Raw genomic sequence first — 13,121 nt, forward strand, 5'->3', positions numbered from 1 at the left:
GTCCGATGAGCAAGTTGCCGACACAAGGAGATGGCTGTGGCATCAAGTGAAATTGTAGATTTGCTGGTGGTGGGCGGCGGCGTCAACGGCGCCGGGATCGCGCGCGACGCCGCCGGGCGCGGACTGAGCGTGTTGCTTTGCGAACAGGACGACCTTGCCTCGCACACGTCATCGGCCAGCACCAAGCTGATACACGGCGGCTTGCGTTACCTGGAGCACTACGAATTCGGCCTGGTGCGTAAAGCGCTGCAGGAGCGCGAACTGCTGCTGCGCCTGGCGCCGCATATCATTGCGCCGCTGCGTTTCGTGATGCCGCATGTGTCGAGCCTGCGGCCGGCCTGGATGATACGCGCGGGTCTGTTTTTATACGACAACCTGAGCAAACGCGAATTGCTGCCAGGGTCGCGCTCCATCGATTTCCGCAAGCATCCGGCCGGCGCACCGCTGAAAAAGACCTTGAGCAAAGGGTTTGTGTATTCCGACGCTTCGGTGCAAGACGCGCGCCTGGTGGTGCTCAATGTGATGGACGCCAAGGAACGCGGCGCTTCCATCCTCACCAAAACCCGTCTGATCGAAGCCAGGCAAGGCACGCAATACTGGGACGCCACCCTGCTGTCGACTATTAGCGGCGAGACTACCAAGGTCAAGGCGCGCTGCGTGGTCAACGCTGCCGGGCCTTGGGTCGCCAGCCTGTTGAACAGCGCCCTGAATACGCCGGCGCAGCATCACATCCGCCTGGTCAAAGGCAGCCATATAGTCACCAAGCGCCTGTTCGACCACGATCACGCCTATATCTTCCAGAACCCCGACAAACGCATCGTGTTCGCGATTCCGTATGAAAGCGACTTTACCCTGATCGGCACCACCGATGTCGAATACAGCGGCAATCCGGGCAAGGTCGAGATCTCGGACGAAGAAACCGCCTACCTGTGCGAATCGGTGAGCCGCTATTTCGAAACCGCGGTGACGCCGCAGCAAGTGGTCTGGTCGTATGCCGGCGTGCGGCCGCTGCTGGAAGAAGAAGTCGCCAATCCTTCCGCAGTGACCCGCGACTACCGCCTGGAATTGCGCAACGAGCAGGGACTGGCGCCGGTGCTGTCGGTATTCGGCGGCAAGATCACCACTTACCGCCGGCTGGCGGAAGAAGCCATGGAACATTTGCAGCCGCTGTTCGGTTACATGAAATCGCACTGGACCGCGCACGAAGCGCTGCCGGGTGGCGATATCGCCAATGCCGATTTCGCCGATTTCCAGCGCATTTTCCAGCAGCGCCATGGCTGGCTGCCGGCCAGCCTGGCGGCGCGTTATGCGCGCACTTACGGCACGCGCGCGGCGCGCCTGCTGGACGGCATTCACGACATGGCCGGCCTGGGCGAACTGTTCGGCGCTGACTTGCATGAAGCGGAAGTGCGCTATCTGATGGACCACGAATGGGCGCTGACTGCCGACGATATCCTGTGGCGCCGTTCCAAGCTGGGATTGCGTTTCGACGCCGCCGGCGTCGAGCGTTTGCGGGCCTGGCTGGAGATGCAGCAAGCATCTGCGCCGGCGGCCATGCTGGCCTGAGTGCTTACCTGAAGTTTTGCCCGGCAGGCAATAGCGCCGGAAGATAAAAAGACGGATCCGGTTTCGTTGCCGGATCAAAGTCGCCCGGTCCGCGCAGGCGGATTCACCAACCTTGGAGTAGACAAGTTGAAAGATAAATACATTTTAGCCCTGGATCAGGGGACCACCAGCTCGCGCGCCATCCTGTTCGACCGTCAAGGCAATATCGTTTCTTCAGCGCAGAAAGAATTCCGCCAGATCTATCCGCAGCCGGGCTGGGTCGAGCACGATCCGCAGGAAATCTGGTCGACCCAGGTGGGCGTCGCCGCCGAGGCCTCGACCAATATCGGCCTGAACGGTACGTCGATCGCCGCCATCGGCATCACCAACCAGCGTGAAACCACCGTGGTCTGGGATCGCGAAACCGGCAAGGCGGTGTACAACGCCATCGTCTGGCAAGACCGCCGCACGGCGGCATTCTGCGACCAGCTTAAAGCCGACGGCCTGGCCGAAACCATCCGTGAAAAGACCGGTTTACTGGTCGACTCTTATTTTTCCGGCACCAAGATCCGCTGGATCCTGAACAACGTTGAAGGCGCGCAGCAGCTGGCGGATCAGGGGCGCCTGGCGTTCGGCACCATCGATACCTGGCTGGTATGGAACATGACTCGCGGCAAGCTGCACCTGACCGACGTCACCAATGCATCGCGCACCATGCTGTTCAATATCCACACCATGGAGTGGGATGACGAGCTGCTCAAGATCATGGGCGTGCCGCGCAGCATGCTGCCGGAAGTCCGCTCTTCCAGCGAAGTCTACGGCCACACGGAAATTTCCGGTTTCGGTTCCGAAATTCCGCTGGCCGGGATTGCCGGCGACCAGCAGGCAGCCTTGTTCGGCCAGATGTGCACCGAGCCCGGCATGGTCAAGAATACCTACGGCACCGGCTGCTTCATGGTGATGAATACCGGCACCAAGCCGATCATCTCGAAGAACAACCTGCTGACCACGGTCGCCTGGAAAATCGGCAACGAAGTCAACTACGCGCTGGAAGGCAGCATCTTCATCGGCGGCGCCGTGGTGCAGTGGCTGCGCGACGGCCTCGGCATCATCAAGACCTCGACTGAAATCGAAGCGCTGGCGCGCAGCGTCAAGAGCAGCGACGGCGTCTACCTGGTGCCGGCGTTTGCCGGCCTCGGCGCGCCGCACTGGAATCCGCATGCACGCGGCACCATCTTCGGCATTACCCGCGGCACCACCTCGGCGCACTATGCGCGCGCCGCGCTGGACAGCATCGCCTATCAAACCATGGATGTATTGAAAGCCATGGAAGCCGACGCCGGCATCGTGATCCCGGAACTGCGGGTCGACGGCGGCGCCACCGCCAACAACCTGCTGATGCAATTCCAGTCAGACATCCTCGGGGTCGACGTGGTGCGTCCGAAAGTGACGGAAACCACGGCGCTGGGCGCGGCCTACCTGGCTGGACTGGCGGTCGGCTACTGGAGCAGCACCGACGACGTGCGCGGCCAGTGGCAGCTCGACCAGCGCTTCAAACCGGCGCTGCCGGCGGATGAAGTGAAAACCAGCATCAAAGGCTGGCAGCGGGCGATTGCAGCGGCAACGGTCTGGGCAGATTCCTGAAGATCAGTCGCTAGGCTAGCTCCACTGTTGGATAAAAACAGAACGGAACGCAGACCAGAATCTGCGTTCCTCTCACTTCCTATTTCCGAAAGAGTTGATCATGACTCCCTTTTTAGCTGAATTCGTAGGCACCGCCCTGATTGTCCTGCTTGGCAACGGCGTGGTTGCCAACGTTCTTTTAAGTAAAACCCATGGTCACGGCAGCGGCCTGATCGTGATCACGGTCGGCTGGGCGATGGCGGTGTTTGTCGGTGTGTTCGTGGCGGCATCCTCCAGCGGTGCTCACCTGAATCCGGCCGTGACCCTGGCGTTGGCGGTGGCCGGCAAGTTTGCCTGGGGCAGCGTGCCCGGTTATATCCTGTCGCAGATGCTGGGCGGCATGATGGGGGCTTTCCTGGTGTGGCTGGTTTACCGTAATCACTTTGCCGAGACCACCGACGGCAACCTGAAGCTGGCGGCGTTCTGCACCGCGCCGGCGATCCGCAACACCTTCGGCAACGTGGTGTCGGAAGTGGTCGGCACCTTCGTGCTGGTCTACTGCGTGCTGAACATCGCTTCGCCGAAGATGGGCCTGGGCGCGCTGGATGCCTTGCCGGTGGCTTTGCTGGTGATGAGCATCGGCGTTTCGCTGGGCGGCACCACGGGTTACGCGATCAACCCGGCGCGCGACCTCGGGCCGCGCCTGATGCACGCATTGCTGCCGATTCCCGGCAAGCGCGACAGCGACTGGGGTTATGCCTTGGTGCCTGTGGTGGGTTCAATTTGCGGCGGCGTGCTGGCGGCGCTGGTGTATGGCTTGCAGATGGCGCACTGACCTGCGATGATGATGTGACCGGATCGGCTGGCCGCAAGGCCGGAAACCGATCCGGGATGTTCCTGCCTTATTTCCCCAGCAATTTCTCAATATCGGCCGCCAAGGCTTCCGGCTTGGTCTGCGGCGCAAAACGGTCGACTACGCCACCGTCCTTGTTCACCAGGAACTTGGTGAAATTCCATTTGATTCCCTCGCTGCCGAGCAAGCCCGGCGCCGCGTTCTTCAGGTATTGGTAGAGCGGGGCCGCGTGATCGCCGTTGACGTCGATCTTCTCGAACAGGGGAAAGGTGACGCCGTAGTTTTTCTCGCAGAAAGCGCCGATTTCGTCGGCGGTTCCCGGTTCCTGGGCGCCGAACTGGTTGCAGGGAAAACCGAGCACTTCGAAACCCTGCTCGTGGTACTTCTGGTAAATCTCTTCCAGTCCCTTGTATTGCGGCGTGAAACCGCAGTTGCTGGCGGTGTTGACGATCAGCAGCACCTTGCCGCGAAAGGCTGCCAGCGACTCGGGCGTGCCGTCTAGTTGCTTGACGGTGAAATCGTAAATGCTGGTGTCGTTGCTCATACTATCCCCAGGTGTTCAGTGCCGGCAGACAGGTCGCGGTCTTTTGCATCCTTGCCGCGCAGCTTGATGGAAAGCCGCAGGTCGTTGACCGAATCGGCGTTGCGCAAAGCGTCTTCGTAACTGATTTTATCTTCTTCGTACAAATCGAACAGGGCCTGGTCAAAAGTCTGCATGCCGAGCTCGCGCGACTTCTTCATGATTTCCTTGATTTCATGCACGTCGCCCTTGAAGATCAAGTCGGAAATCAGCGGCGAATTCAACATGATCTCCACCGCGACCGCGCGTCCCTTCACTGTTTTCAGCGGCACCAGCCGTTGCGAGATGATCCCTTTCAGGTTGAGTGACAAGTCCATCAGCAGCTGCGGCCGGCGCTCTTCCGGGAAAAAGTTGATGATACGGTCAAGCGCCTGGTTGGAGCTGTTGGCATGCAAGGTGGCCAGGCACAAGTGGCCGGTTTCGGCGAAGGCGATGGCGTAGTCCATGGTTTCGCGGTCGCGGATTTCTCCGATCAGGATCACGTCCGGCGCCTGGCGCAAGGTGTTCTTCAGCGCCACGCCCCAGTTGTCGGTATCGACGCCGACTTCACGCTGGGTCACGATGCAGTTCTTGTGCGGATGGATATATTCGACCGGATCTTCGATGGTGATGATGTGGCCGTAGCTGTTTTCATTGCGATAGCCGACCATCGCCGCCAGCGTGGTCGATTTGCCGGAACCGGTGGCGCCGACCATGATCACCAGGCCGCGCTTGGTCATGGCGACCTCCTTCAGCGTGGGCGGCAGGCCCAGGTCTTCGAATTTCGGGATGTCGGTGGTGATGGTCCGCAGCACCATGCCGACCCGGCCTTGCTGGATGAACGCGGAAGCGCGGAAGCGCCCCAGCCCTGCCGGGCTGATGGCGAAGTTGCATTCCTTGGTTTCTTCGAAATCGGCCGCCTGCTTGTCGCTCATGATGGCGCGCGCCAGTTCCAGGGTATGGACCGAAGTCAGCGCCTGGTTCGATACCGGCGTGATCTTGCCGTCGATCTTGAACGCCGGCGGGAAGTCTGCGGTAATGAACAAATCGGAGCCGCGCTTGCTGACCATAAGCCGCAGCAAGTCGTGCATGAATTTGGTGGCTTGATCTCTTTCCATGATTCTCTATCCTAATAAATTACTAGCTTAGCCCGGGAAGTTGTCCGGTGTCTTGGCTGCTGCGCGAGCACTTGCCAGCGAGATCACATTGCGCTTGACCAGCTCGGTCAGGTTGCTGTCCAGGGTTTGCATGCCCATGTTGCTGCCGGTCTGGATCGCCGAATACATCTGCGCAATCTTGCTTTCGCGGATCAGGTTGCGGATCGCCGGCGTGCCCAGCATGATTTCATGGGCAGCAACGCGGCCGGAGCCGTCCTTGGTCTTCAGCAGGCTTTGCGAAATCACCGCTTGCAGCGATTCCGACAACATGGCGCGCACCATTTCCTTTTCTTCGCCGGGGAAGACGTCGACGATACGGTCGATGGTCTTGGCGGCTGAGGAGGTGTGCAGGGTGCCGAATACCAGGTGGCCGGTTTCGGCGGCGGTCAGTGCCAGGCGGATGGTTTCCAGGTCGCGCAATTCGCCCACCAGGATGACGTCAGGATCTTCCCGCAAGGCCGAGCGCAGCGCATTGCTGAAAGAATGGGTGTGCGGGCCGACTTCGCGCTGGTTGATCAGGCACTTGTTCGACTGATGCACGAATTCGATAGGATCTTCGATGGTCAGGATATGCGCGTATTCGTTTTCGTTGACGTGGTTGACCATGGCCGCCAGCGTGGTCGATTTGCCGGAACCGGTCGGGCCGGTGACCAGCACCAGGCCGCGCGGCTTGAGCGCCAGCTCGGCAAAGATGCGCGGCGCATTGAGCTGTTCCAGGGTCAGGACGGTCGATGGAATTGTCCGCAGCACGGCGGCGGCGCCGCGGTCCTGGTTGAAGGCATTGACGCGGAAGCGCGCCAGGCCGGGGATTTCAAACGAAAAATCGCATTCCAGATGTTCTTCGTACGCTTTGCGCTGGCCGTCGTTCATGATGTCATAGATCATGGAGTGCACATCCTTGTGCTCCAGCGGCGGCAGGTTGATGCGGCGCACATCGCCATGAACCCGGATCATCGGCGGCAAGCCTGCGGATAAATGCAAATCGGATGACTTATTCTTCACCGAAAAAGCCAGAAGTTCGGAAATGTCCATTTATAATCCCTGTGCTGTATTTTGTTTGTTGAAAGGCATTTTTCTGCCCAGGCGCTGCTTGCCAAAACCGCCTGGCCATGCAAATTAGTAGTTCTTTACGGCAATTTTCAAACTCTCCGATTATGTCCTTAATGTCGCACAAGTTGCAAGCCGTCCATAGCAGTATTCATGCCACGGCCATTGCGGCGTCGCGCCGACCTGACAGTGTGGCGCTGCTGGCGGTGTCAAAAACCTTCGGCGCCGATGCGGTGCTGGAAGCGGTCGCCGCCGGCCAGCGCGCTTTCGGTGAAAATTATTTGCAGGAAGCACTGACAAAAATGGCTGAGGTGGAACTGAAATTGGCACTGAAATCTGGAGAGGGAGACGATGTCTTGCTGGAATGGCATTTTATCGGCCCGATCCAGAGCAACAAGACGCGTGCCATCGCCGAGCATTTCGACTGGGTGCATACGGTCGACCGCGAAAAGATCGCCCAGCGCCTGTCGCAGCAGCGGCCGCCGCAGCTGGCGCCGCTGAACATCTGCCTGCAGGTGAACATCAGCGGCGAGGCCAGCAAGAGCGGTTTGGCGCCGGCGGAGGTGAAGGATGTGGCGCGCGCCATCGCCGGATTGCCGGGGCTGAAATTGCGCGGCTTGATGGCGATACCGGAGCCGACCGACGACCTGGAAAAACAGCATGCGGCATTTCGCCGGACCAGGGAATTGCTGGAACAGCTGCAACAGGATCCGGATATACAGCAAGCTGGGCAGCGGCTGGATACTTTGTCGATGGGCATGTCGGCCGACATGGCAGTGGCGATTGAAGAGGGCGCTACCATCGTGCGCGTAGGCAGCGCAATTTTTGGACAACGGGAACGGAACCATGAAAAGTAAACTGAATATCAGCTTCATCGGCGGCGGCAATATGGCGGCGGCCCTGATCGGCGGCCTGGCCGGCAAGGTGACCGACGGCGCCAGCATCCATGTGGTCGACCTGAATCCGGAAGCTTTGCAGAACCTGGCGCAGCGTTTCGGCGTCAGTACCGCAACCGGGATCGACGCCGCGATCGAGGCCAGCGAAGTGATCGTGCTGGCGGTCAAGCCGCAGCAGATGAAAGAAGTCGTGGCCAAATTGCGGCCGCATGTGACGGGCCAGCTGGTGTTGTCGATCGCTGCCGGCATCCGCGCCGTGGACCTGGCGCGCTGGCTGGGCGGCCACGACGCCATCGTGCGCTGCATGCCGAACACCCCGGCGCTGGTCGGCCTGGGGATTACCGGCATGGTCGCCACTGCAGGCGTGTCGGCGGCGCAACGCGATACCGCCGACCTGATCTTGCGTGCGGTGGGAAGCACGGTGTGGCTGGATGACGAGGCAAAGATCGATGCGGTGACAGCGGTATCCGGCAGCGGCCCGGCTTATGTATTTTATTTTATCGAAGCGATGCAGCAGGCAGCCCAGGAACTCGGCTTGACTGCGCAACAGGGCATCGAACTGGCCAAGGCCACCTTCGTCGGCGCAGCGCAGCTGGCGGCACAGTCGCCGGAACCGGTGTCCTTGCTGCGCGAGCGCGTCACGTCCAAGGGCGGCACCACCTATGCCGCGTTGAGCAGCATGGAGGCGGCAGATGTGAAGGGCGCGATCATCGCCGCCGTCAAATCGGCCGCGGTCCGCGGCCAGGAGCTGGGCGACGAGTTCGGACGCGACTAGTACCGAGTCCGGCAGCACAGATAAAAAAACAGCGGCATCGCATAACGATTGCCGCTGTTTTTTATTGCAAACCCGCTTGCAGGCCCGCTTGCAGGCCCGAAGGAGTATCCGGGCTCTTGCAGGTCTTATTTGTTGCGGCCGATCGCCAGGCCCGCCAGCAAGCCGATGACGGCCGCCACGCTGACAGCTTTCCAGGGATTGTCGCCGACATATTCGTCAGTCACATGAGCGGCGTGCTTGGTGTGCGCCACTGCTTTCTTAGTGGCTTTCGGCAGTTCGGTTTTAGCCGTTTCCAGCGCCGCTTTCAGTTTTTCGCGCGCCGAGTTGTATTTTTTCTCTGCATGGTCGTGGGTATCGTCGAGCAGGGTTTCTGCTTCCTTGATCACGGATTTGAGCTCGCCAGCCAGATTGTCGCGCATATCTTTTACGTTATCGGTAGTAGTAGCCATGTTTGCCTCTTCAATGTGGATTGCGGGGAAAGATGTTGCCTAATATATCACGATAAATCGTGTCTGAATGTTATCTCAGCGCGTAGTCCAGGGCGATGCCGCCAAATACCGCCGCTCCCAGCCAGTTATTGTGGCGGAAAGCGGTAAAGCAACCGGCGCGTTCGCGTGTGCGGATCAGGCGGTAATGATAGACGGCGCAAGCGGCGGCCAGCAGCATGCCGGCGCTGAACCAGCCGCGCAGGCCGAATTGCCAGCCTACAGCAAATACTAATCCCAAACTGAGCGCGTAACAAAGCATGATTGCCAGCACGTCGTAGCGGCCGAAGGTAATCGCCGAGGTCTTGATGCCGATCTTGAGGTCGTCGTCGCGGTCGACCATGGCGTATTCGGTGTCGTAGGCGACGGCCCAGAATACATTGGCGATCAACAGCAGCCAGGCGGCCGCCGGCACTGTGCCTTGCACGGCGGCGAAACCCATGGGAATGCCGAAACCGAAAGCGATGCCGAGATAGGCTTGCGGAATCGCGAAAAAGCGCTTGAAGTAAGGATAGCTGCCAGCCACGATTACGGCGATCACCGACAATTCCTTGGTCAGCGTGTTCAGCGGCAGGATCAGCAGCAAGGACAGCAGCGTCAGCACGACGGCAACCATCACTGCTTCCCAGGCGGCGATCTTGCCGCTGGTCAGCGGCCTCTGGGCGGTGCGTTTGACATGCTTGTCGAAGTCGCGGTCGGCGAAATCGTTGATCGCGCAGCCGGCCGAGCGCATCAGGGCGGTGCCAAGGATGAAGATGGCGACCAGGCTCCAGGCCGGTTTGCCGCCGGCAGCCAGCCACAGCGCGGCCAAGGTCGGCCACAGCAGCAGCAGGATGCCGATGGGTTTGTCCATGCGGACCAGCTGGAAGTAGAGTTTGAGACGATTCATTGCGATTTGGATCAGTGTTGCCGCCAGGCGGCAGCGGGGAAAACGGACGGATGGAAGAACGGCGGCGGACGGAAACGGCTTCCGCCCCGGCCAGCTCAAGTCAGCGTTTGATTCAACCTTCGACCGCAAGCGCGTCATGCAGCAGGGTGACGCCTTTCAGGCCGCAATCCAGCACCGCTTTTTGCACAGCTTCGATGGCGGCATGGCGGGTGAAGCTCTTGCGCCAGACGATCACCACTCGGCGCGACGGCTCCGGGTCGGTAAACGGCACATAACGCAGCATGCCGTCCTTGGCGTCGAGATCGGGCACCGAAGCCAGCGGCAGCACCGTAATGCCGATGCCGGAAGCCACCATGTGGCGTATGGTTTCCAGCGACGAACCTTCGAAGGTGCGGGCGATGCCGTCGCCGGCAGTCGAGAAGCGCGACATCTCGGGGCACACTTCCAGCACCTGGTCGCGGAAGCAGTGGCCGTTGCCGAGCAACAGCATGGTTTCCGACTTGAGATCCTGGGCGCTGATGCTGCTGCGGTTGGCCCAGGCATGGTGCTTGGGCAGCGCCACCACGAACGGTTCGTCGTACAGCGGCTGCACCATCAAGCCATGCTCGGGGAACGGCAGGGCGATGATGGCGGCGTCCAGTTCGCCCTGGCGCAGCAGCTCCAGCAGGCGCACGGTGAAATTTTCCTGCAGCACCAGCGGCATCTGAGGTACTTGCTCGATCATGGTTTTCACCAGCGGCGGCAGCAGGTAAGGGCCGACTGTATAGATGATGCCGAGGCGCAGCGGGCCGGCCAGCGGATCCTTGTTCTGGTTGGCGATTTCGCGGATGGTGGCGGTCTGCTCCAGCACCCGTTCGGCCTGGGCTACGATCTGCGCACCCAGCGGCGTCACTGAAATTTCGGTGCCGCCGCGTTCGAAGATCACCACGCCTAGTTCGTCTTCCAGCTTCTTGATCGCCACGGAGAGGGTCGGCTGGGCTACGAAGCAAGCTTCTGCAGCATGGCCAAAATGCTTTACGCGGGCTACCGCGACGATGTATTTGAGTTCGGTCAGAGTCATGTTGTTATCTTCGCATATTTTTTTGATGGAGATTGTATCTCCATGTTTCAGTGTCATTTTTGCAAAATAGCCAACATTCCTGGCCATGCAGCTCAAACCTTCAGGAAATCTTCGCGGCCGCCCAGCCAGCGCGCCAGATGGGTGCTGACGGTGGCCTGGTTGGCCGGGGTCGGATCCTGCAGCAGCGTGTGCGCCAGGTCGCGGGCGCGATCGACCAGCCACTGGTCGGTGGCCAGGTCGGCAAAACGCAGCATGGCCTGGCCGGACTGGCGCGCCCCGAGGAATTCGCCGGGGCCGCGGATTTCCAGGTCGCGCCGGGCGATTTCGAAGCCGTCGGTGGTTTCGCGCATGGTCATCAGGCGCTGCTTGGCGATATAGCCAAGCGGGCTTTGGTATAACAACAAGCATACGCTGGCGGCAGAACCGCGTCCAACCCGGCCGCGCAGCTGATGCAGCTGCGACAGCCCGAAGCGTTCCGCATGTTCGATCACCATCAGTGAAGCGTTGGGCACATCGACCCCGACTTCGATCACGGTGGTGGCGACCAGCACATGGCAGGCGCCGGCGCTGAAGGCGTCCATCACTTCCTGCTTCTCGGCTTGCTTGAGGCGGCCGTGGACCAGGCCGATCCGCAGGTCGGGCAGCGCCTCCACCAGCATGGCGTAGGTTTCGGTTGCGGTTTGCAACTGCAGGGCTTCCGACTCCTCGATCAGCGGGCAGACCCAGTAAGCCTGGCGGCCGTCCTGCACCGCTGCATGGACCCGCGCGATCACTTCATCGCGCCGCGACTGGTCGACGGCGCGGGTGACGATAGGGGTACGGCCGGGTGGCAGTTCATCGATCACCGAGATTTCCAGGTCGGCGTAGTAAGTCATCGCCAGGGTGCGTGGAATCGGCGTGGCACTCATCATCAGTTGATGCGGCACCACGGCCGTCGTGTTTTGGACAGAGTCATTGCCGCCGTTCTCGGATACTGTCTTGTTGCGCAGCGCCAGCCGCTGGCCGACGCCGAAACGATGCTGTTCGTCGACAATCACCAGGCCCAGTTTGGCAAACTGCACGCTGTCCTGGATCAGGGCGTGGGTGCCGATCACCAGTTGCGCCTCGCCCGATTCGATCATGGCCTGGGCCGCCAGCTTTTCTTTCTTTTTCAGGCTGCCGGTGAGCCAGGCGACACGCACGCCCAGCGGCTCCATCCAGGCTGCGATCTTGCGGAAATGCTGGTCGGCCAGGATCTCGGTCGGCGCCATCAGCACCGCCTGGTAACCGCTGTCGATGGCTTGCGCCGCGGCGAGGGCGGCGACCACAGTCTTGCCGCTGCCGACATCGCCCTGCAGCAGTCGCTGCATGGGAAACGAGGCGCGCAGGTCGGCGCTGATTTCCGCCACCACCCGCTGCTGGGCCTTGGTCAGGGTGAACGGCAGCGTGCCGAGGAAGGCTGCCGACAATTTGCCGACGACCGGCAGCGCCCGCGCATTCTTGGCGCGCCGTGCGACCTGGGCGCGTTTCAATGACAGCTGCTGGGCCAGCAGCTCATCGAACTTCATGCGCACCCAGGCCGGATGGGAACGGTCTTCCAGCGCATGTTCGTCGACTTCCGGCGGCGGGTTGTGCAGCAGGCGCACCGCATTTTCGAAGGGCATCAGTTGCTGGACCGCCAGTTGCGCCGGCGACAGGGTGTCGCGCCACTCGATGTCCCGCATGGCGTCGGCGATCGCCTTGCGCAGGAAAGTCTGCGACAAGCCTTCACCGGCCGGATAAACCGGCGTCAGCACGTCCGGCAACGGAGCGCCTTCCAGCACCACCTTATAATTAGGATGGACCACCTCGGCGCCGAAAAAGCCGTGGCGGATTTCGCCACGTGCACGTACCCGGGTGCCGACCGCCAGCTGCTTGGTCTGGCTACCGTAGAAATTCAGGAAACGCATTACCAGCTGGCCGCTGTCGTCGGCGATGGTGACTACCAGTTGCCGTCGCGGCCGGTACTGGATATCGCAAGCGGTGACGAGACCTTCGACTTGCGCTACGCTGGCGCCCATCATGCCTGCTTGCTGGATGGCGACGACCTCGGTCTCGTCTTCATAGCGCAGCGGCAGGTGCAAGACCAGGTCGATGTCAGTGCGCAAACCGAGCTTTTCCAGCTTGCTGGCGCGGGTGTTCGCAACCGGGGCAGAAGGGGCGGCAGCAGCAGGTTTTCGCTTCGGAGCAGGCATATCAGGCGTTAATGGAGAC

12 protein-coding genes are annotated in these 13,121 nt (G+C 60.9%); 5 read left to right on the forward strand and 7 right to left on the reverse strand.

Annotated features, from left to right (window positions below):
* The first annotated feature begins 30 nt into the window (after positions 1–30).
* From glpD to CFter6_RS04745, 3 genes are all read left to right on the forward strand, one after another.
* Positions 31–1,566, forward strand: a complete 1,536-nt coding sequence (gene glpD / locus CFter6_RS04735) for a glycerol-3-phosphate dehydrogenase (protein ID WP_061538946.1) — start codon at positions 31–33, stop codon at positions 1,564–1,566.
* Between the two features lie 126 nt (positions 1,567–1,692).
* Positions 1,693–3,189, forward strand: a complete 1,497-nt coding sequence (glpK, locus tag CFter6_RS04740) for a glycerol kinase GlpK (RefSeq protein ID WP_061538947.1) — start codon at positions 1,693–1,695, stop codon at positions 3,187–3,189.
* Positions 3,190–3,289: 100 nt separating this feature from the next.
* Positions 3,290–4,003, forward strand: coding sequence for an MIP/aquaporin family protein (locus tag CFter6_RS04745; RefSeq protein WP_041742976.1), 714 nt, complete (start codon positions 3,290–3,292; stop codon positions 4,001–4,003).
* 67 nt (positions 4,004–4,070) lie between these two features.
* Here the strand turns inward: CFter6_RS04745 and CFter6_RS04750 are convergent, their stop codons facing one another.
* Genes CFter6_RS04750 through CFter6_RS04760 form a run of 3 tightly spaced genes read right to left on the reverse strand, consistent with a single transcriptional unit; the run spans position 4,071 to position 6,769 of the window.
* On the reverse strand, positions 4,071–4,565 hold the full coding sequence (locus CFter6_RS04750) for a glutathione peroxidase (RefSeq protein ID WP_061538948.1): 495 nt from the start codon (positions 4,563–4,565) through the stop codon (positions 4,071–4,073).
* Positions 4,562–5,698, reverse strand: coding sequence for a PilT/PilU family type 4a pilus ATPase (locus CFter6_RS04755; RefSeq protein ID WP_061538949.1), 1,137 nt, complete (start codon positions 5,696–5,698; stop codon positions 4,562–4,564). Before CFter6_RS04755 ends, CFter6_RS04750 begins: the two co-directional genes overlap by 4 nt.
* A 27-nt stretch (positions 5,699–5,725) precedes the next feature.
* A complete protein-coding gene (locus tag CFter6_RS04760) occupies positions 5,726–6,769 on the reverse strand; it encodes a type IV pilus twitching motility protein PilT (protein ID WP_014004744.1) in 1,044 nt (347 codons plus the stop codon).
* Positions 6,770–6,891: 122 nt separating this feature from the next.
* On the opposite strand from CFter6_RS04760, the gene CFter6_RS04765 reads away from it, so the two are divergent.
* Complete coding sequence (locus CFter6_RS04765) at positions 6,892–7,641, forward strand: YggS family pyridoxal phosphate-dependent enzyme (RefSeq protein ID WP_061538950.1); 750 nt, start codon at positions 6,892–6,894, stop codon at positions 7,639–7,641.
* Positions 7,631–8,455: a pyrroline-5-carboxylate reductase gene (gene proC, locus CFter6_RS04770; RefSeq protein WP_061538951.1), complete on the forward strand. Its 825-nt coding sequence runs from the start codon at positions 7,631–7,633 to the stop codon at positions 8,453–8,455. Before CFter6_RS04765 ends, proC begins: the two co-directional genes overlap by 11 nt.
* 125 nt (positions 8,456–8,580) lie before the next feature.
* Here the strand turns inward: proC and CFter6_RS04775 are convergent, their stop codons facing one another.
* From CFter6_RS04775 to recG, 4 genes are all read right to left on the reverse strand, one after another.
* Positions 8,581–8,904, reverse strand: a complete 324-nt coding sequence (locus CFter6_RS04775) for an ElaB/YgaM/YqjD family protein (RefSeq protein ID WP_061538952.1) — start codon at positions 8,902–8,904, stop codon at positions 8,581–8,583.
* Between the two features lie 70 nt (positions 8,905–8,974).
* Entirely contained in the window at positions 8,975–9,829 is an 855-nt protein-coding gene (ubiA, locus tag CFter6_RS04780; protein WP_061538953.1) for a 4-hydroxybenzoate octaprenyltransferase, read from the reverse strand.
* 112 nt (positions 9,830–9,941) lie between these two features.
* Positions 9,942–10,889: a LysR substrate-binding domain-containing protein gene (locus CFter6_RS04785; protein ID WP_041742977.1), complete on the reverse strand. Its 948-nt coding sequence runs from the start codon at positions 10,887–10,889 to the stop codon at positions 9,942–9,944.
* Positions 10,890–10,981: 92 nt separating this feature from the next.
* A complete protein-coding gene (gene recG, locus CFter6_RS04790; RefSeq protein ID WP_061538954.1) occupies positions 10,982–13,102 on the reverse strand; it encodes an ATP-dependent DNA helicase RecG in 2,121 nt (706 codons plus the stop codon).
* Positions 13,103–13,121: the final 19 nt, after the last annotated feature.

Origin of the sequence: Collimonas fungivorans, assembly GCF_001584145.1 — a bacterium.
GTDB classification, from domain to species: Bacteria; Pseudomonadota; Gammaproteobacteria; order Burkholderiales; family Burkholderiaceae_D; genus Collimonas; species Collimonas fungivorans.

Coding starts and splice junctions, on each gene's coding strand:
- glpD (WP_061538946.1), top strand. CDS start 31: ATGGCTGTGGCATCAAGTGAAATTGTAGATTTGCTGGTGGTGGGCGGC.
- CFter6_RS04745 (WP_041742976.1), top strand. CDS start 3,290: ATGACTCCCTTTTTAGCTGAATTCGTAGGCACCGCCCTGATTGTCCTG.
- CFter6_RS04750 (WP_061538948.1), bottom strand. CDS start 4,565: ATGAGCAACGACACCAGCATTTACGATTTCACCGTCAAGCAACTAGAC.
- CFter6_RS04755 (WP_061538949.1), bottom strand. CDS start 5,698: ATGGAAAGAGATCAAGCCACCAAATTCATGCACGACTTGCTGCGGCTT.
- CFter6_RS04760 (WP_014004744.1), bottom strand. CDS start 6,769: ATGGACATTTCCGAACTTCTGGCTTTTTCGGTGAAGAATAAGTCATCC.
- CFter6_RS04765 (WP_061538950.1), top strand. CDS start 6,892: ATGTCCTTAATGTCGCACAAGTTGCAAGCCGTCCATAGCAGTATTCAT.
- proC (WP_061538951.1), top strand. CDS start 7,631: ATGAAAAGTAAACTGAATATCAGCTTCATCGGCGGCGGCAATATGGCG.
- CFter6_RS04775 (WP_061538952.1), bottom strand. CDS start 8,904: ATGGCTACTACTACCGATAACGTAAAAGATATGCGCGACAATCTGGCT.
- ubiA (WP_061538953.1), bottom strand. CDS start 9,829: ATGAATCGTCTCAAACTCTACTTCCAGCTGGTCCGCATGGACAAACCC.
- CFter6_RS04785 (WP_041742977.1), bottom strand. CDS start 10,889: ATGACTCTGACCGAACTCAAATACATCGTCGCGGTAGCCCGCGTAAAG.
- recG (WP_061538954.1), bottom strand. CDS start 13,102: ATGCCTGCTCCGAAGCGAAAACCTGCTGCTGCCGCCCCTTCTGCCCCG.